Origin of the sequence: Halopseudomonas phragmitis (assembly GCF_002056295.1) — a bacterium.
Lineage (GTDB): Bacteria > Pseudomonadota > Gammaproteobacteria > Pseudomonadales > Pseudomonadaceae > Halopseudomonas > Halopseudomonas phragmitis.
On record NZ_CP020100.1, the window covers coordinates 3,637,940 to 3,656,956 of the forward strand.

At 61.8% G+C, this 19,017-nt stretch carries 15 protein-coding genes; 11 read left to right on the forward strand and 4 right to left on the reverse strand.

What is annotated here, in order from left to right; all coding sequences use genetic code 11:
* Window positions 1–73: 73 nt before the first annotated feature.
* Together BVH74_RS16780 and ercA are read right to left on the reverse strand one after the other, a co-directional pair.
* Entirely contained in the window at window positions 74–1,810 is a 1,737-nt protein-coding gene (locus BVH74_RS16780) for a hybrid sensor histidine kinase/response regulator (protein WP_080051214.1), read from the reverse strand.
* On the reverse strand, window positions 1,794–2,957 hold the full coding sequence (gene ercA / locus BVH74_RS16785) for an alcohol dehydrogenase-like regulatory protein ErcA (RefSeq protein WP_080051215.1): 1,164 nt from the start codon (window positions 2,955–2,957) through the stop codon (window positions 1,794–1,796). Before ercA ends, BVH74_RS16780 begins: the two co-directional genes overlap by 17 nt.
* Before the next feature lie 366 nt (window positions 2,958–3,323).
* Between ercA and BVH74_RS16790 the strand changes: the two genes are divergently transcribed.
* From BVH74_RS16790 to BVH74_RS16800, 3 genes are all read left to right on the forward strand, one after another.
* Window positions 3,324–5,414 carry a NosR/NirI family protein gene (locus BVH74_RS16790; protein WP_080051216.1) on the forward strand — a complete coding sequence of 697 codons (2,091 nt, stop codon included), beginning with the start codon at window positions 3,324–3,326 and terminating at the stop codon, window positions 5,412–5,414.
* Window positions 5,415–5,533: 119 nt separating this feature from the next.
* Window positions 5,534–7,084, forward strand: coding sequence for a class I adenylate-forming enzyme family protein (locus tag BVH74_RS16795; RefSeq protein WP_080051217.1), 1,551 nt, complete (start codon window positions 5,534–5,536; stop codon window positions 7,082–7,084).
* Between the two features lie 14 nt (window positions 7,085–7,098).
* Window positions 7,099–8,259 carry an acyl-CoA dehydrogenase family protein gene (locus tag BVH74_RS16800; RefSeq protein WP_080051218.1) on the forward strand — a complete coding sequence of 387 codons (1,161 nt, stop codon included), beginning with the start codon at window positions 7,099–7,101 and terminating at the stop codon, window positions 8,257–8,259.
* Here the strand turns inward: BVH74_RS16800 and BVH74_RS16805 are convergent.
* Entirely contained in the window at window positions 8,256–9,194 is a 939-nt protein-coding gene (locus tag BVH74_RS16805; protein WP_080051219.1) for a LysR family transcriptional regulator, read from the reverse strand. The two genes, BVH74_RS16800 and BVH74_RS16805, sit on opposite strands and share 4 nt — an antisense overlap.
* 155 nt (window positions 9,195–9,349) lie before the next feature.
* On the opposite strand from BVH74_RS16805, the gene BVH74_RS16810 reads away from it, so the two are divergent.
* The 7 genes from BVH74_RS16810 (at window position 9,350) to BVH74_RS16840 (ending at window position 16,301) form a co-directional block, all read left to right on the forward strand.
* Complete coding sequence (locus BVH74_RS16810) at window positions 9,350–11,200, forward strand: DUF1302 domain-containing protein (protein WP_373279496.1); 1,851 nt, start codon at window positions 9,350–9,352, stop codon at window positions 11,198–11,200.
* Between the two features lie 12 nt (window positions 11,201–11,212).
* Entirely contained in the window at window positions 11,213–12,577 is a 1,365-nt protein-coding gene (locus BVH74_RS16815) for a DUF1329 domain-containing protein (protein ID WP_080051221.1), read from the forward strand.
* Window positions 12,578–12,590: 13 nt separating this feature from the next.
* Window positions 12,591–12,977 (forward strand): YidH family protein, encoded by a 387-nt coding sequence (locus tag BVH74_RS16820; protein ID WP_095623729.1) that lies wholly within the window; start codon window positions 12,591–12,593, stop codon window positions 12,975–12,977.
* Window positions 12,974–13,282, forward strand: a complete 309-nt coding sequence (locus BVH74_RS16825; protein ID WP_080051223.1) for a DUF202 domain-containing protein — start codon at window positions 12,974–12,976, stop codon at window positions 13,280–13,282. Before BVH74_RS16820 ends, BVH74_RS16825 begins: the two co-directional genes overlap by 4 nt.
* A gap of 64 nt (window positions 13,283–13,346) precedes the next feature.
* Window positions 13,347–14,318 carry a Bug family tripartite tricarboxylate transporter substrate binding protein gene (locus tag BVH74_RS16830; RefSeq protein ID WP_165443829.1) on the forward strand — a complete coding sequence of 324 codons (972 nt, stop codon included), beginning with the start codon at window positions 13,347–13,349 and terminating at the stop codon, window positions 14,316–14,318.
* A gap of 21 nt (window positions 14,319–14,339) precedes the next feature.
* On the forward strand, window positions 14,340–14,789 hold the full coding sequence (locus tag BVH74_RS16835; RefSeq protein ID WP_080051225.1) for a tripartite tricarboxylate transporter TctB family protein: 450 nt from the start codon (window positions 14,340–14,342) through the stop codon (window positions 14,787–14,789).
* Between the two features lie 12 nt (window positions 14,790–14,801).
* Window positions 14,802–16,301 (forward strand): tripartite tricarboxylate transporter permease, encoded by a 1,500-nt coding sequence (locus BVH74_RS16840; protein ID WP_080051226.1) that lies wholly within the window; start codon window positions 14,802–14,804, stop codon window positions 16,299–16,301.
* Between the two features lie 47 nt (window positions 16,302–16,348).
* Here BVH74_RS16840 and dapA read toward each other — a convergent pair whose 3' ends face one another.
* Complete coding sequence (gene dapA, locus BVH74_RS16845) at window positions 16,349–17,227, reverse strand: 4-hydroxy-tetrahydrodipicolinate synthase (protein ID WP_080051227.1); 879 nt, start codon at window positions 17,225–17,227, stop codon at window positions 16,349–16,351.
* Window positions 17,228–17,754: 527 nt separating this feature from the next.
* On the opposite strand from dapA, the gene BVH74_RS16850 reads away from it, so the two are divergent.
* Window positions 17,755–19,011, forward strand: coding sequence for a DUF1835 domain-containing protein (locus tag BVH74_RS16850; RefSeq protein WP_080051228.1), 1,257 nt, complete (start codon window positions 17,755–17,757; stop codon window positions 19,009–19,011).
* The last annotated feature ends 6 nt before the right edge of the window (window positions 19,012–19,017 follow it).

Sequence of the window (19,017 nt, forward strand, 5' to 3'; positions counted from 1 at the left end):
GGTGAAAGGCGGTTTCGCCGCTGGGTACTGTGCTTTGGTACCGACAGGCGCAATACCAAAGTCGCAAATGATCTCAGCTTTTGAGCATCTGCCCGAGCATGGCTCGCAACTTGCCGGCCTTGACCGGCTTGTTCAGCACCGGGATGCCCAGCTCACGCAAGGTCTGCTGGCAGTGCTCGCTGCGATCGGCGGTGATCATGATGGCCGGGATCGGCCGCTGGAAATGCTCGCGCAACAGACTGACCGCCTCATCACCAGTACGCCCCTCATCCAGGTGATAGTCGACCAGAATCACATCCGGCATGTCATCGCCCAAGACTTCCAGCGAGCTTGCGGCATCCAGCGCCAGATAGACCAGCGCGCCCCACTGGCCAAGCAGGTCACGCATGCTGTCGAGAATGATCGGCTCGTTGTCGATCACCAGCAGCCGTCGCCCCTGCAACGGGGTACTGAGCTGTTCGATCAGGCCGGGAGCAACCTGGGGCGTGGCTGGGGCCATACGGGCCAAAGGCACATCAACCGCGAACATCGAGCCACGCCCTTCTATCGAGCGCAATGTGATACGGGTGTCGAGCAGATTGGTGATCCGTTCGACAATGGCCAGCCCCAGCCCCACACCCTTGCGCTGGCCGGCTCTGGCGCCCTGAAGCTGGTTGAACTCCTGAAAAATCTCGTCGAACTTGTCCGCCGGAATCCCCCGCCCGGTGTCCCAGACCTGAATGCTCAGTCGGCTACCCCAGAGCCGGCAGCCAATCAGCACCCGGCCCTGGTCGGTGTAGCGAATGGCGTTGCTCAGCAGGTTGCGCAGAATCCGGCTGAGCAGCCGATAGTCGGTCCTTACTGCCCAATTCCCCGGACGTGAACGTAACTGCAAGCCTGCGACATCGGCCACCGCCCGGAACTCATCAACCAGCGGATCAACAATGTCGGCCAGAGCATAATCGCCCCACTCCGGCTTGACGCTGCTTTGGTCCAGACGAGCGATATCGAGCAAGTCTGTCAGCAGATCCTCGGTGCTTTCCAGGGCACTGTGAGAGCGCTCGACCAGTTGCGCCTCAGCGGCTTCCAGCGAGCGCTCGCGCAAGGTCGCCAGCAGCAACCGGGCGGCATTCAGCGGTTGCAGCAGGTCATGACTGGCTGCGGCCAGGTAGCGGTCCTTACTGCGATTGGCCTGTTCAGCGGCATCGCGAGCATCGCGCAGTTCCCACTGTACCCGCTCACGCTCGATGATCTCGTGGCGCAGATGATCGTTCAGCGCTTCCAGCTCACGGGTGCGTTCCTGTACCCGCTGTTCCAGCTCATCATTCAGCCGCTGCATCGCCACCTGAGCCTGCTTGCGCTCGGTGATATCGGCCACGAAAGCCTCAACCACCGACTCAGCGGCATCCGGCTTGAGCAGCAGGCTCATGCGCACATCGATGGCCCGGCCATCTTCGCGCAACAATTGGGTTTCATAGCCGGTAAGCTCGCCGTTGAGCAGCAAGGTCTTGCGAATACTCTGAAACTCTTCGCGGCCACCGATGAAAAAGCCTTCTGCCAGGCTTGGGTAGGCCTGCACTACATCATCAACCGTCGGATAGCCCAGCAGTTTGGCCATTGACGGGTTGGCGGCCAGCAACCCGCGCTCCAGGCTGGCCTGAAAAATCCCCAGGGCAGCATTCTCGAACAACCACTTGTAGCGATTGCGCTCGGCCTCCAGCTCTTCCAGCCGGATCAGCAGTTCGGGGTAATAGTTCTTGCGCGAAGAATGCGAACCCAGGCCCAGCAGGCCGGTGAGCACATCACCGCGCTGATCAGAGCGCTTCGGCATACACCACTTCGACATCGCGCAGGTTGGACTCACGCGGGTTGGTGAGGATGCAGGGGTCATCCATGGCATGGAGCGACAGCATCGGCAAATCACTGGTGCCAACCCCATGCATCGACAGGGTCTGCTGGAAGCCAACCGCCTGCTTCAGCTCGATCAAATGTTGCACCAGGCGCTGGCGTACCTGTGGCGTGGTCAGCCCACGGGTATCGATCCCCAAAGTCTCGGCGATGACCTTGAAACGGTCGGGCGCTGCATCGAAATTGAACGCCACCACATGCTCGACCAGAATCGCGTTGCACAGCCCATGCGGCAGATCGAGAAACCCGCCCAGGCTGTGCGACATCGCATGCACCGCACCGAGAATCGCGTTGGAAAACGCCAGACCGGCCTGCAGGCTACCGAGCATGACCTTCTCACGCAGCGCCACATCCTGTGGGTTGGCGATCATCGGCACCAAGTGGCTGTTGAGCAGGCGCATGGCCTCCAGCGCATGGGCGTCAGTCATCGGCCCGCTGCCGGTGGAGACGAAGGCCTCAATGGCATGAACCAGCGCATCGACCCCGGTGCAGGCAGACAGAAACGCATCCATGGTCATGGTGGTTTCCGGGTCGATCAGCGAGACATCGGGCACCACCGCCTTGCTGATGATCGAGAACTTCACCCGTTCCTGCTGATCGGAAATGATCACGAACTGCGAGACATCGGCCGAGGTGCCGGCGGTGGTAGGAATGCAGATCAGCGGCGGGCCTGGGGCACGAATAGTATCGACCCCTTCAAAGGTGAGAATGTGCCGATCATGCGCAACCACGATGCCGATGGCCTTGGCGCAATCCATAGGGCTACCGCCACCGATGGCGACGATGACGTTGCAGCCCGCAGCCCGGTAAACCTCGGCGCCGTGCATCACCTCTTCGGTGCGCGGGTTAGCCGAAACCTGGGTGAACAGCACATAGTCGATGCCCTGCTCCTGCAGGCTATGCTCGACATCGGTCACCCAGCCGGCGGCTTGCACACCGGGGTCGGACACCAGCAAGACCTTCCTGGCGCCAAAGTTGGACGCATAGTTGGCAACGGTTTTGCGCGACCCTGCGCCGAAAATGATCTCCGGGGTAACGAACTTGCGAAGCATACTGATATCGTGGGGCATGGCGCTGGCATCAAGTGTTGTAGTTATAGGTATGCAGACTACCGCATTAAGCAACGCTTTTTAAGCATCTGGACCGTCACCCTAGACTGAAGTAGCGGTTTTACCCTCCCCAAGTTGCATGGCGAGCGCAGCGCCACTGATCAAGCATTGACCCCATCACACAGGACTATGGATCGCCACGGGCCTACGGCCCTCGCGATGACTGGAGTTAGTGCAAGGCCGTACTGACCCGATGACGGGAGTTGGTGCGAGGCTGTGCTGGCGGGCCCGCACCCACACCGTCATTGCGAGACGCGTAGCGTCGTGGCAATCCAGGCGACCGGCTGGCCGTCACCCTATAACAAACAAGAAGCCACGGAGGCACCCATGCTCGCTCGTCTGATCCTGCTCGGCAGTCTGCTGCTCAGCAGCGCCCTGCACGCCGTACCACTCAAGGACGAGATTCAGAGCCTGTTTCCCAAAGCCACCCGGATCGACGACAAGCTGGCCAGCCCGGCGGTCTACCCGGTTTACCAGTTGGACGAGCTGATCGGCTACGCCTTCGAGTCCAATGACTACTCGACCCTGCAGGGCTTTTCCGGCAAGCCGATCCGTCTGCTGATCGGCATGGACCCACAGGGCACGCTCACTGGCATCCACATCCTCGAACACCACGAGCCGGTGTTTCTGCATGGCCTGGGCGAGCAGTCGCTGTTCAACTTCATCGACCAGTACCGTAACACCAACATCGGCAAGCCGATCATCGTCGGTGGCCGACGCAGCGGCGGCAGCGACTCGGTGCATCAGTTCGACGGGGTCAGCAAGGCCACGGTCTCGGTGGTGATTCTCAACGAAACAGTGATGATTTCCGCTATGGAGGTCGCCCGCAATCTGCTTGAGGGGTTTGCCCAGGGACCGCTGGCGATCGCCCGCCCGGAGCTGTTCGAGCCGCTGGAGTGGGGCCAGTTGTTGCAGCGCGGCTACCTCCAGCACTGGCGCCTGGACGATGCCCAGGTAGAACAGGCTCTGGGCCACTCGCTGAGCCATTACAGCCAGCTCGATGATGACCCTGAGCTGCCCTTCAGCGAGCTGTGGTTCGCCTACCTCAACGCGCCCAGCATTGGTCGCAACCTGTTGGGCGAACCGGCCTTTGGTCAAGTGATGGAACAACTCAAGGATGGAGAACAGGCTCTGCTGATCATCTCACGTGGACGTTACCGGCATGTACCGGACGACTTCATTCCCGCCAGCGCGCCGAGCCGGGTAGTGCTGGTGCAGAACGGCCACCCGATCGAGCTACATGACATGGACCTGGGCAGCGACCTGCTGCCGGACATCCCCGGACTCGAAGCCGAGCAACTGACCGCGCATATCTTCCGTATCAAGCCACATGCCGGCTACAACCCGGTTGGCGACACCGCGCTGCAACTGAACGTGACCCTGCAACGCAACCATCTGATTTCCAGCAGTACCCAGTTCACTCAGCCGTTCAGCCTGGATGAAACCCTGTTCGAGATTCAGGCCCCACCGGTGGCAGCCAAATCCGTGCCCATGTGGTTGCGCATGTGGCAGGAGCGCTGGTGGCAGATTGTGGTGGTGATCGCCGCGCTGGCGCTACTGAGCTGGATCTTCATCAACCAGCACCAGTTCAGCCGCAACAGCCGCCGCTTCCATCAGTTGCGCGCCGGTTTTTTGATCTTCACCCTGGTGTTTCTCGGCCTGTATGCCCAGGGCCAGCTCTCGGTGGTCAACATCTTCACCCTGTTTCTGGCGCTGTGGCAGGACTTCGATATCACGGTATTTCTGATGGACCCGGTGATCTTCATCCTCTGGAGCTTCACCTTCGTCAGCCTGTTCCTCTGGGGCCGCGGGCTGTTCTGTGGCTGGCTGTGCCCATTCGGCGCGTTGCAGGAAATGCTCGGCTGGGTGGCGAAAAAGCTCCGGATCAAGCAGTGGAAAGTACCTGACCCGCTGCACCAAAAACTGCAGTGGCTGAAGTACCTGATCCTGATCGTTCTGGTGCCGGTATCATTTTATTCGCTGACCCTGGCCGAGCGCCTGGCCGAGGTCGAGCCGTTCAAGACCTCGATCACGTTGTTCTTCGTCCGCACCTGGCCGTTCGTACTCTACGCCGTGGGCCTGCTGGCACTGGGGCTGTTCATTCACAAGTTCTACTGCCGTTATGTCTGCCCGCTGGGCGCCGGTCTGGCAATCCTCGGCAAGCTGCGGCTGTTCTCCTGGCTAAAGCGCATCGACGCCTGCGGCCAGCCTTGCCAGCACTGCAAGAACCACTGCGAGATCAACGCCATCCACAAAAACGGCAAGATCGACTACGACGAATGCATCCAGTGCCTTGAATGCATCGTCATTCTCAATAACGACGACCAGTGCGTCGCCAGCATCAGTGCCCGCAAAAAAGCCGAAAAGGCGCGCAAGAACGATAATCTGATTGCCAGTGACTGGGTGCCGGCCAAATAGCAGGCCGCACCCACCCCATATCGAACCGGCATACCAACCATCAATTTGTTGTATTGGCAGGCGTTTAACCGGCGCTTGTAGGATTGCCTCCAAACAACAACCGATGCAGAGGAATGCCCGTGAATCTGGGAAAAATCCTGACCCGTAGCGCACGCTACTGGCCAAACCACGAGGCCGTAGTCGATTCGCGCAAACGCCTCACCTATGCCGAACTGGAATATCGCAGCAATTGCCTGGCCTCAGGCCTGCTCAACCTGGGTCTCAGTGCCGGCACCCATATCGCCATTCTGGCCCCCAACCGGGTCGAGCTGGTGGAAGCCGAAGTTGCCTTCTACAAGGCCGCCATGGTCAAGGTGCCGATCAATGCCCGGCTGTCGATTGAAGAAATCGTCCGGGTACTGGAAGACTCGTGCAGCAGTGCAGTCATCACCATCCCGGCGTTCGCCAAGGCCCTGCAACAACAATGCGAGCGGCTACCCAAGCTCCAGTGGATCATCAGCCTGGACGACGATGGTGGCGACATTCACTACCAGGACCTGCTGCTCAAAGGCAGCCCCGAGCCGATCAACGCCGACCCGGCCGATGAGCAACTGGCCGTGCTGCACTACACCTCCGGCAGCTCCGGAGTGCTCAAGGCGGCGATGCTCAGTTACGGCAACCGCAAGGCGCTGATCCGCAAGAGCAGCAACAGCCCTACCCGCCGCGCCCAGCCCGGCGAGGTAATGGCCCATGTAGGCCCCATTACCCATGCCAGCGGCATGCAGATCATGCCGCTGCTGGCGGTGGGCGCCTGCAACCTACTGATCGAGCAATACGACGATCAGAAGCTGCTGGAGACCATTCAGCGCGAGCGGGTCAACCGCCTGTTCCTGGTCCCGGCGATGATCAACCGTCTGGTCAACTTCCCCGGGGTCGAGAACTACGACCTCAGCAGCCTGAGCCTGGTGCTCTACGGCGCTGCTCCGATGGCACCCGCGCTGGTCAAGCGCGCCATGCAGGTATTTGGCCCGATTCTGGCCCAGGGCTACGGCGCCGGGGAAACCTGCTCGCTGGTCAGCGTGCTGACCGAGCGCGATCACATCGACAGCCTCAATGGCGACAACAAGCGTCTGGCGTCCTGTGGGCGCTGCTATTTCGAAACCGACCTGCGGGTGGTCAACGACAACTTTGAAGACGTCAAGCCAGGCGAGATCGGTGAAATCGTCGCCAAGGGCGAAGACATCATGCAGGGCTACTGGCAGGCCCCGGAACTGACCGCCGAGGTCATGCGTGACGGCTACTACCTGACCGGCGATCTGGCCACGGTGGACGAGCTTGGCTACATCTTCATCGTCGACCGCAAGAAGGAAATGATTATCTCCGGCGGCTTCAACGTGTATCCCACCGAAGTCGAGCAGGTGCTCTACAGCCTGCCGCAGATCTTCGAGGCGGCGGTGGTCGGCGTACCCGACGAACAATGGGGTGAAGCGATCAAGGCGGTGGTGGTCCTCAAGCCCGGTCAGCAGCTCAGCGCCGAAGAGATCATCCAGTATTGCGGCCAGCACCTGGCCGGCTTCAAGAAACCGCGCAGCGTCGACTTCGTCAACGAACTGCCCAAGAACCCCAACGGCAAGGTGGTCCGCCGCCTGGTACGCGACGCGTACTGGCAGGGCGTGGCGCGCAAGATCTGATCCGGAGACAACTCATGATTCAACCCAGTGAAAAAGCTCAGGCGCTGATCGAGCGCATCAAGGCCTTCGTCAACGACGAAATCAAACCGCTGGAGCAACGCGAGGGCCTGCAGTGGGGTGAGGCCCCGCCCAAGGCACTGCTGCGCGATCTGTGGAAACGCTCCTGCGAGCAAGGTTTCTACAATGTGATGCTGCCCGCCGAACTGGGCGGCGCCGGGCTCAGTGTGGTCGACCTGTGCGCGGTCAAAGAGGCCACCGTGCTGAGCGGCACCCAACTGGCGCCGCATATTCTCGGCGAACTCAGCGGCCCGCCACGCATCGGCCACCTGTTCAAGGTCGCCAGCGAGCTGCAGATCGAGCAGTTCCTGCAGCCGGTGTGCCGTGCCGACAAGGCGGTGTGCTTCGCCCTGACCGAAAGCGATGCAGGCTCCGACGCCTCGGCGCTGAAAACCACCGCCGTACGCGACGGCGATCACTATTTGCTCAGCGGCAGCAAGCGCTACATCTCCGGCGCCTCCTACGCTGATATCGCCGTGCTGCTGGCGCAGACCGAAAGCGATGGCAAACCAGGCGGCATCTCGGCGTTCTTCGTCGATCTGCATGCACCCGGCGTGACGGTAAAGGATGATTACGGGGTAATGTCCGGCAAGGGCAGCCATGGCGATATCGTTCTGGATAACGTCAAGGTGCCGGTCGCCAACCTGATTGGTGAAGAAGGCCAGGGCTTCAAGCTGGCTATGGGGCGGATTACCCTGAACCGTCTGCTGCACTGCCCGACCATGCTCGGCATGGCCGGACTGGCGCTGGAACTGTCAATCCAGCATGCCCGCAGCCGCAGCCAGTTCGGCAAGCCGATCGCCATGTTCCAGGCCGTCAATCACATGATTGCCGACATGGCCACCGAGCTGACGGCTGCGCGCAGCCTGGTCTACACCAGCGCCGCGCAATACGATGCCGGCGGTGATATCCGCACTCAGGCCTCGATGTGCAAGCTGTTCGTCTCGGAGACCTGTTTCAGCATCATCGACCGCGCCGTGCAGGTGCATGGCGGGGCCGGGCTGATCCAGGGCCATCCGGTGGAGCTGCTGTTCCGCGCCAGCCGCATGATGCGCATCCTCACCGGCACCAGCGAGATTCAGCGCAATACCATCGCTAAGGGCATTTTGATGCCCTAGTCGCCATCAGCCGCCGGGCCAGGCTCCACCGGCTCGGCGTGCCAACGGCCGGAGCGTGCCAGATCCAGCAGCAGGTTACGCACCAGATCGCGCATGCAGGAAGCGGCAAAGGTCAGCGGCCGGTGTACCGAGTAGGCAATCGACACAGTGCGGCGGATGCTCGGCTCGATGATTCGGCGCGCCTGTGGATGGAACTGCTCCTCCAGCGCCGGCCAACTGGTAATGGTCGCCGCCAGCCCGCTCCTGACCAGGCTACTGATGCCCTGGGCCGAATGCTGCTCGTAGCAGATATTCAATACCACCCCCTGCTGCATCGCCACCTGCTCCAGGCGCCGGCGCAAATGCAGCGAACGCGGCCCCATCACCAACGGCGAAGCCGCCGCCTCGGCAAACCGGATAGTCGGGCCCTGGGTTGGCATGTCGATACGCCCGTACCAGCACAGTTCCTCCACCAGCACCGGCTCGGCACGAACATGCTCAAGCTCCTCGGCATTGGGCACCACACCGAAATCGACCTTGCCCAGTTCAATCGCCTGCCCGCCTTCAGTACTCAGGCCGTCACGTACATGTACCTCGATACCGGGAAACTTCTCCCGCGCCTGGGTGATGATCAGCGGCAGCAACAGCGCCGATGCCGCTACCGGAATGGCAATCGACACCTGGCCTTTGGGATCGCCCTTGGTGGAGACCAGCTCGTCCTTGACCGAGTCGATTTTCTGGATCACCGAGCGCGCCACTTCGTAGAGCCGACGCCCGGCATCGGTCAGCACCACGCCGTCATGCTGGCGTTCCAGCAGGCGCATTTCCAGCTCCTCTTCGAGCATGCCGATCTGCCGGCTCAAGGCCGGCTGGGCGATATAGGCATTGCGCGCCGCCGCCGAGAAACTGCCAGCCTCGGCGATGGTGATCAGATAACGCAGTTGCTTCAGGGTCATGGCAACGGACCTTTCAGGGGCATATCAAAACGGCATGGAGCATATCGAAATACTGTATTTGTGAGCACTTTTTAGCCGCCCTAGTATGACAGCCATCACGAACAAGCATAAACCACCCATAACCTACTTATAATAAAAAGAGGTTCACAGTGTTGATAAACAGAACGGGCAACCAGCCCCCCTTCCGTCTGCTGCTGTTGTCTCTGGCCTGTGCCGCCGCGCCTGTCTCAGCCGCCAACTTCCAGTGGGGCGAAATCGACGGCCAGATCACCTCCTCGCTGTCGATTGGCGCCAGCATCTCGACCGCCAACCCGGACCCGGACCTGATGCGGGCCGCCAGCGGTGACGACGGTCGACGCAACTACCGCTCCGGTGATGTCTTTTCCAAGCTGTTCAAGGGCACTCATGACCTGGAGCTGCGCTACGCCGACAGCGGCGTGTTCCTGCGTGGCACCTATTGGTACGACTACGCCCTGCGCGATGAGAACCAGCGTTTCAAAAACGTCGAGGACTCCGGGCGCAAGAACGCTGCCAAGTCGGCCGGTTTCGAGTTGCTGGATGCATTTGTCTACCACAACTACAGCATTGGTGATCAACCCGGCTCGGTGCGCCTGGGTCGCCAGGTGATCAACTGGGGCGAAAGTACCTTCATCCGTGGCGGTCTGAATGTCATCAACCCGGCCAACGTCGCCGCCCTGCGCCGGCCCGGCTCGGAAATCAAGGAAGGCCTGACCCCGGTCAACATGCTCTACGGTATGCAGAACCTGACCGACAACCTGTCCGCCGAGGCGTTCTACCAGCTCGAGTGGGACCAGACCGTGCTGGATAACTGCGGCACCTTCTTCGCCGGTAACGACACCCTGCCCGATGGCTGCGACGGCCTGTTCGTCGGCGGTGATTTCAGCGGCAACGCCACCGCCCGTCAGGCCCTGGACCCGTTCGGGGTAAATCTTGATCCGCAAGGCATCCAGATTCGTCGTCGTGGTGACAACGATGCACGTGACAGCGGCCAGTGGGGCATGGCCCTGCGCTGGTTCGTACCGGCACTGGATACTGAACTGGGCTTCTACGCTGCTAACTATCACAGCCGCCTGCCCTACAGCAGCTCGATCGCCAGCCCCTACCTGACCAACACCGACTTCGCCCCGCAACTGTGTGCCAACCTGGGCCTGGCTGGCGCAGCCTGCTCAGGCTTTCTCGCCAGCGATGCCGGACGCAATCTGGCTGGGGTTCTGCGTATCGGCACTTCGGGCTACTTCGCCGACTACCCGGAAGATATCCGCCTGTACGGCCTGACCTTCGCCACTACCCTGCGCAGCGGCACCGCACTGCAGGGCGAGCTGAGCTATCGACCGAATCTGCCGCTGCAGTTCAACGGCACCGATCTGGTCCAGGCCTCACTGAACAATCCGGATCGCTCGCCGCTGGTTGCCAGTGGCGCCGTGAACTCGGTCGACAATGGCGTCTCCAGCGGTTATCGGCGCAAGGAAGTCACCCAGTTGCAGGTCAGTGCTACCCACGGTTTCACCCGGGTGATGGGCGCCGACAGCATGATTCTGATCGGTGAAGTCGGCATGACCTGGGTTGGCGGGCTGGAGGGCCGGTTCGGCCCGCGCTACGGCCGCAACAGCACCTATGGCCAGGGAGAACTGCGTGACAACAGCATCTGCCTGGCCAACTCGCAGACGCCACAACACTGCAACAACAAGGGCTTCGTCGCCCGCCACTCCTGGGGCTATCAGGCCCGGGCAGTCTGGAACTACCTGGATGTAATCGCCGGCATCGACCTGCGCCCCAGCCTGTCCTGGTCGCATGACGTAAAAGGCTATGGGCCGAATGAGACGTCCGCCTTCAACGAAGGCTCACGCGCCATCAGCCTGGGCCTGAACGCCGCCTTCAACAGCACCTACAACGCCAGTGTGTCGTACACCAATTTCATGGATGGCGATTACGGCGTACGCGCTGATCGTGACTTCGTCAGCGTCAGCTTTGGCATTACTTTCTGAGCGAGCCATACAATGACAAACTTCAAACGCACCCATGGCCTGATCCTCTCTTCCATCCTGCTCAGCCTGCCGACTCTAGCCGCAGCTCAAAGCGAGCAGGCCGCCCGTCTGGGCGACGACCTGACACCCATCGGCGCCGAACGCGCCGGCAATGCCGACGGCAGCATTCCAGCCTGGACCGGCGGCCTGGCGCAAGACGCCGCGCAGGTCCATGCCAACGGCACACCCACAGATCCCTTCGCCAGCGAGCAGCCACTGTTCACTATCACGTCCGAGAATCTTGAGCAGCATCGCCAGCAGCTCAGCCCCGGCCAACTGGCCACCTTCAATCGCTACCCAAGCAGCTACCGGATACCGGTCTACCCCACGCATCGCAGTGTCGATCTGCCGGATCACGTCAAGCAGTCGGCCGCTCGCAATCTGGGCCAGGCCCGGCTGGTCAATGACGGTAATGGCCTGGAGGGTTTCGCAGGAGCCATCGCCTTCCCTATTCCGAAAAATGGCCTGGAGGTAATCTGGAACCATATCACCCGCTACCGTGGTGGCAGTTCACGCACCGTTAGCGATACCGCCGCCCCCTACCCCAATGGCAGCTACAGCATCACCACCACGGAGCAGTTTTTTACCCAGCGCGAATACCTGACCGATCACGCCCCCGGTAAAGCCGATGACCTGCTGTTTCTCTACAGCCACAAGATCATTGCCCCTGCCCGCCAGATCGGTGAGGTAGTACTGGTGCATGAAACTATCGACCAGGTTAAGAATCCACGCCGCTCCTGGATCTACAACGCCGGCCAGCGCCGTGTGCGTCGGGCTCCGAGTCTTTCCTACGATTTCACCGGCGCCACCACCGCCGGGTTACGTACTGCCGACAGCCGCGACATGTTCAATGGCGCCCCGGATCGTTACCACTGGGAGCTGGTCGGCAAACGCGAGCTGTATGTGCCGTACAACAGTTATCGCCTGGCCTCTCCGGAGCTCAAGTACAGCGACATCGTGCACCAGGGCCACCTCAACCAGGAGCACACCCGCTACGAGCGGCACCGGGTCTGGGAAGTGGTCTCCACCCTCAAGGATGGCCAACGGCATATCTACTCCAAGCGCCGCTATTTCATCGACGAGGACAGCTGGGCGATTTTGCTGGCCGATCATTACGACAGCCGTGGCGAGCTCTGGCGGGTAGGCGAGAGCCATGCCTTCTACAATTACCAGCAACAGGCTCCCCTCAGCGCTGGCGACCTGTTCTATGACCTGCACAGTGGCCGCTACATCATCACCGGCATGGGCAACGAACAGCGCAGTGCCTACGACTTCAGCTACCGCGCCAGCAGCTCCGACTATTCACCCGGCGCGCTGCGCAGTGCTGGCGTGCGCTGATCCGGAGCCTCTGGTGAACTCGCGTCTCCAACAACTGCGGCTGTCATTCAGGAGCCTGAACCTGAATGACGGCCAGGCACCCGACCCGCGCTTTACCCTGGCCAACGAGCGAACCTTTCTGGCCTGGATCCGCACCGCGTTGGCCTTGCTTGGCGGTGGCGTGGCTATCGAAGCCTTCACCGTGGAGTTGCTCGAACCGCTGCTGCGCACCTTGCTGGCCACCGCACTGATCGGCCTGAGTGCCACACTCAGCCTGGGTGCCTGCTGGCGCTGGCTGAGGGTCGAACGGGCGCTGCGGCATCGTCAGCCACCACCGATCTCCGAACTGGTGCCGTTGCTGACCCTGGCCGTAGCCCTGCTGGCCATGGTCAGTGCTGGCCTGTTCTGGGGGCTGGCATGAGCGTCAGCCGCGATGAGGGCTTGCAGGTCGAACGGACTCTGCTGGCCTGGGTACGCACTCAGGTGGCACTGGCCATGTTTGCCGGCCTGACCCTGCACTGGTTCGGCCTGCATCACCTCAGTGCCCTGTTCATGGCCGTACTGCCATTGCTATTGTCATTGTCTCTGTATGTCGGCCAGCGCCGCCGCTTCAAGCGCCAACTGGCGATGCTCGCTGCCGAACAGGGACAACCTTCGCTGCTGCCGGTGATGAGCGTGGGCCTGGGTGTGAGTGTGCTGGCGCTGATCGCGGTCAGCGCGCTCTAGAAGTATCCGGCTCGCCGCCAGGGCGCCCGGACAACCAATAACAATGATTCAGAAGGTGCTATTCATGCTGTCTGCCCTCACCCGGCTCAAGGATCGAAGCCGTTTGCCCCTGCTGATGATCTGGCTGCTGGTCATGGCTGGCGTTTCCTCCGCCCAGGCCGACACCGACTGGCCGAACAAACCGCTGAATCTGCTGGTCGGCTTCAGTCCGGGTGGCGGTGCCGATACCCTGGCGCGGCTGGTCGCCCGGGAACTGGAAAGCGAACTCGGGCAGCCGGTCATCGTGCGCAACATTGCCGGTGGCGGCGGGATCGTCATGGCCACCAGTCTGAAGTTCGCCGCCGCTGACGGCTATACCCTGGGCATGGCCGCCAACTCGGCGTTCGATGGCATGCCCTGGGTAGCCCCGCTGCGTTACGACACTTACGACTTCGACTACCTGACCACCATCAGCCAGTTGCAGAACGCCCTGGTCGCCAGCGGCAACGCGCCGTTTTCCAACTGGGACGAAATGATCGCCTATGGCCGCCAGCACGGGCTGAACTACGGCTCGGTGTCGCCGATCACCCGCGAGGTACTGAACATGGTGGCCGAGCGCGAAGGCATCCGCATCCGCATCATTCCAATGCGCGGCGGCATGGAGATCATGAACAGCCTGATTGGCGGCCATATCGACATTGCCTGGAGCGCCGGGATCCACCAGGCCTTCCTGCGCAACGGCAAGATTCGGGTGATCGCCTCACTGAACGATGAGCGGCTGCGTACCTCACCACAGCAACCGGCCATCACCGAACTGGGCTACCCGATGGGCTATACCGGCTATTTCATGTTCGCGGTACCCAAAGGCATGCCAGCGCAGATCCATGAGCGTCTATCGGCAGCCCTGATCAGGGCCAGCCAGTCGCCCACTGTGGCGCAACTGGCCGAACAGCGCATGGGCTTTCCCAATATCGTGATGAGCCCTGAGCAGCTTACCGAGTTCATTCACAGCGCCGCCGAGGATTATCGCCGGGCCGCTGCCGACTCAGCACCCTGACCCAAGGAGCCTGCTACTGCCATGCTTGAACGTAACCTTGACCTGTGGGCCGGCCTGCTGATCACAATCGCCGGCCTGATTGGCCTGTTCTATCTGATCCCGAACCATATCGGCGCCGGCTTCGGCTTTGGCCTGTCACCGCGCTTTTTCCCCTACCTGTGCGTGGGCGCCATCACCGTGCTGGGCGCGCTGCTGTTCATTACCCGGCTACGCGACAAGCAGCCTTCGACCCGGCGTATCGAACTGAACCGCCGCAGCCTGCTGCGTCTGTTGTTGCTGATCGGCCTGATGGCCGTAAGCCTGTTGCTGCTGCAACTAATCGGCTATCTGGCTGGCGCCATGTTCCTGGTGGCCACCTTCATGCTGGCGATGGGCGAGCGCCGACTCAGCTGGATTCTGCCAACGGCGGTGGTCTGGCCGCTGCTGCTCTGGCTGTTGTTCAAACTGGCGCTGGGCGCCCCCCTGGACTGACGAGGATTGACCATGCACGATCTGCTGCTGGGGCTGGCCGACGCCTTTACCCTGACCAATCTGCTGTACATCGCCCTCGGCGTACTGATCGGCCAGATCTTCGCCGCCGCACCGGGCGTCGGCGCACTGATGGCCATCACCATCGCTGTGCCCTTCACCTTCTATCTCAGCCCGGTCACCGCCATTGGCCTGCTGGTCGGAATCAACAAGGGCGGCACCCTGGGCGGGGCGGTCTCGGCCATTCTTATGAACACCCCAGGTTCACCGGAGGCCACCGCCACCACCTTCGACGGCTATCCAATGTCGCGCAAGGGCCAGGCACTCAAGGCCCTGCGCACCGCTCACGCCTCATCGGTGACCGGCGACGCTCTGAGCGATCTGGTGCTGTTCCTGGTCGCAGCACCGCTGGCACTGGTGGCCATGCGCATGGGCCCGCTGGAAATGGCCGCAGTGGTACTGGTCGCCTTCGTGGTCGTTGGCGGCATGGTCGGCAACTCCGTACTCAAGGGCCTGATTGCCGCCGCCCTTGGCGTGCTCCTGAGTCTGGTCGGCACCGATCCGGAAACTGCCGGTGAGCGGCTATCTTTCGGCATCCCGGAACTGATGGATGGTCTGGCCATCAGCGCGGTGGGCATCGGCGTGCTGGCACTTGGCGAAATCTTTCGTCAGGCCATCTATCACCAGCGCGGCAGCCTGCACCGGCTACCGGATGCCGGCCTGGGCAATCCGGCACAGAACCATTTTGGCTGGCGCGACTATCGCCACATCGCCCCCACCATTTTCAAGTCGACCGGCATAGGCACCCTGATCGGCGCCATTCCGGGGCTGGGTTCGACTGCCGCCGCCTTCCTCGGTTATGCCTCGGCCAAGCGCTCGGCGAAAAACCCGGAGAACTTCGGCAAGGGCGATATCCGTGGCGTCGCCGCCACTGAAGCGGCCAACTCGGCGGTCGTCGGCTCCAACTTCATCCCGCTGCTGTCGCTCGGAATTCCCGGCAACGTCGCCGCTGCGCTGATTCTCGGTGCCTTCGTCATCCACGGCATCACCCCCGGCCCGCAACTGTTCACCGATCAGGCCCGGCTGGTATACGCGATCTTCGGCGCCATGGTTATCGGCACCCTGTGCAATCTGTTCTTCGGCCTGTTCACCATGCGCCTGTTCGCCAAGATCATCCGCCTGCCGCTCCAACTGATTCTGCCCTGCGTCGTGCTGCTGTGCGTGACCGGCATCATCGTCGCCAGCAACTTGTTCAGCGCCTGGCTGCTGATCGGCTTCGCCGCGCTGGGCTTTCTGATGCGCATGCTGGACTTCTCCTTCGTCACTTTCATCATCGGCTTCGTACTCGGCCCGATGTTCGAACTCAACGTGCGCCAGAGCGTGCTGCTGGCTGACGGCAACATTGGCTATCTGCTGGACCGGCCCATTGCCTGCGCCTTCATTCTCCTGGCGCTGGTACTGATCTGGCGCCTGAGCCGGCGTCAGGCACAAGCCGGCAAACGATTGGCTGTCTGAACCCTCCCTTTCCGCGAGCGTATGCTCGCGGATTCTCCATACTCAGTTCATGCCTGGGCCGCTCTGGCCCGAGCAAGTCCCAAGCCCAACAACAACTCACGCACGCCATCGCTGCTGCCCAGCAGCGGCGCCCGCAACTCATCGGCAATCAGCCCCTGCAAGGCCAAGGCCGTCTTGACCGGGGCCGGATTCGGTTCGCTGAACAGGGTCTGAATCAACGGTAGCAAGCTGAAAAAAGTCGCCCGGGCGGCCAGCCACTGCTGGCTCTGCACCTGTTCATACAACGCCACGAACTGTTCGGGATGAATATGCGCAGCAGCAGCGATCGCCCCCTGAGCGCCCAGGCACAGGGCCGGGAAGATCTGGGCGTCTTCGCCGACCAGAACCGCCGCATTGCCACTGGCCAGCAGCGCCAGGGTGTTAGCCGGGTTGCCGCCGCAGTCCTTGACCGCCACGATGCGCTCATGCCGGGTGATATTCAGCAACGTCTCACAGGCCAATGTGGCCCCGGTACGATAGGGAATATCGTAGAGAATGACCGGCAGCCGGCTGCGCTCGGCCACGGTATTGAAAAAGCTCTCCAGCGCCGCCTGCGACGGGCGGATGTAATACGGCGCCGGCACCAGTACAGCGGCCAGCGAGCGTTGCTGGATCTCGTCCAGCCGGCCCAGCAGATCCGCCAGGTGATTGCCCGCCAACCCCATGACCACCTGCTCAGCCGGGGCCAGTTCCAGCACCGCATCCAGCACCGCCAACTGTTCAGCCTGGCTCAGGGCCGCGGCCTCACCAGTGGTGCCACACACCACCAGGCCATGCACCCCGGCATTCAGCAGATGGCCAACCAGGCGCCGCAAACCGACAAAGTCGACCTGGCCCTGATGAAACGGGGTAACCACAGGTACCCAGATACCTTGAAACGATGACATGACACTCCTCCTGATCAATGACCGATTCGGTGCTGTCAGAGGAGAGAAAGGGGCTAGCGGGGATCGAGTCCGGGGCAGGTTCCTGTCAGCTCATCTGACAGGACAGTGCGCCCGGTCAAATAAGCGACTGTTTCTTTGATTTCTTGGCGACCACGGCGCAACGCTCGCAACCGGCCTGGCCGGTACGGGAAACAATTGCACTACTGAGCAGGGTTAATAACATGACATTGCCTGATATGGGTCGCTCAGCACTTTTAACGGTTCGGAGGGATCGGCGTCAAGCCGGTGACCGTTTTTTTACCTCAGTCATGCTGGCGGCAAGTTGGCTTCGGTCTGTATACCGCTGGCTGGCTCACCAGTCTGTTGATAGCCGCAGCGACTTGACAGCCCTCCTGCCCTCAGCGAACCTTGGCGGCAACGCCGCCAGGCGTCTCCGTCCGCGGAAAGGGCTGCGCCCAAGGCATCAAACCACAGTTCCATACGAATCCCGGCCTGCCGGGCGGACACAGGCTTGTCAGGGGAGTCGTATGTCCGCACAGCACACCATTCGTCACGGCCGTTTCAATCTCGAGCAGCAGCGCAAACGCGCCAAGGACCTGCTCAAAGCCATCAACCGCCAGGAACCCGAAGCACTGGCCCGTGTAGTCCGGCATATTCCGCCACGCGAACAACCACTGAAACTGGCCGATGCCCAGTGGGTGATTGCCCGTGAGTGCGGGTTCAGCAGTTGGCCCAGGCTCAAGGCGCATATCGATGCGCTGGATTTTGCCAGTCGCCATGCGGGGCTGCATGGCGATCAGGATGCCAGGACCCTGCATATCCGTTGTGGCTCGGACATTCAGCACAGTCTCAAGGTCGCCGGTTTCAGCGGTGACTTTCTCGAGTTTTCCGACCCGTTCTGCATCGGCCCGGTGCCGGCCAGCGATGACCAGACCCTGATCCAGCAACGCGCCGCTTTCCTCGCCAGCGCCTTTGATCTGAAACCGGCCGATTCACTGGCCCGACTCAGACAGGCCTACTCGACCCTGGAGCGACTGGACGAGTACGAACGCCTGGTGCTGTGGTTCGAGCATGACAGCTACGATCAGTTGATTCTCGCCTACCTGTTGCACCGGCTGCATCATGAGCCGCCCAAAGCACGCATTGAGCTGATCGCAGTGGACAGTATTCCCGGTGTCGAGCGCTTCATTGGTATCGGCCAACTGGCGCCAGATCTGCTGGCCTGGCTCTGGCCCCAGCGCCAGCCGGTCAGCACGGAACTACTACGGCTGGGCAGCCAGGCCTGGGCAGCGATCAGCGCAGACACGCCGCACGCCCTGACCGAACTGATTGCCACAGGCACCCCGGCACTGCCGATGATGGGCCGAGCACTGCATCGACATCTGCGTGAGCTACCGGCCCGGAACACCGGCCTGAGCCTGAGCGAAAGCCAGATTCTGCAGATCGTCGCTGAGCACGGTCCATTACCGGTCGGCAAGGCCTATGCGCATCTGATGGCTGAACGCGAGCCCCTGCCCTATCTCGGCGACCTGATGTACTGGTGGCTGATTCAGCCACTGCTCAACGCCGCCGAACCGTTACTGGCAATTGTCGCGGACGCCGAGGCCAACTGGCCGCAACGCCAACTCGCCCTGACCGCAACCGGACAACGGGTGCTTGCCGGCCAAATAAACTGGCTGAGCCTGCCCCATAGCGAGCGTTGGGTCGGGGGTATACGCATCGTTCCCGGCCAACCGAACTGGTGCCTGTCCTGCGACCTTATGCCACGCGCCGAAAGGCGCTGAATTCCA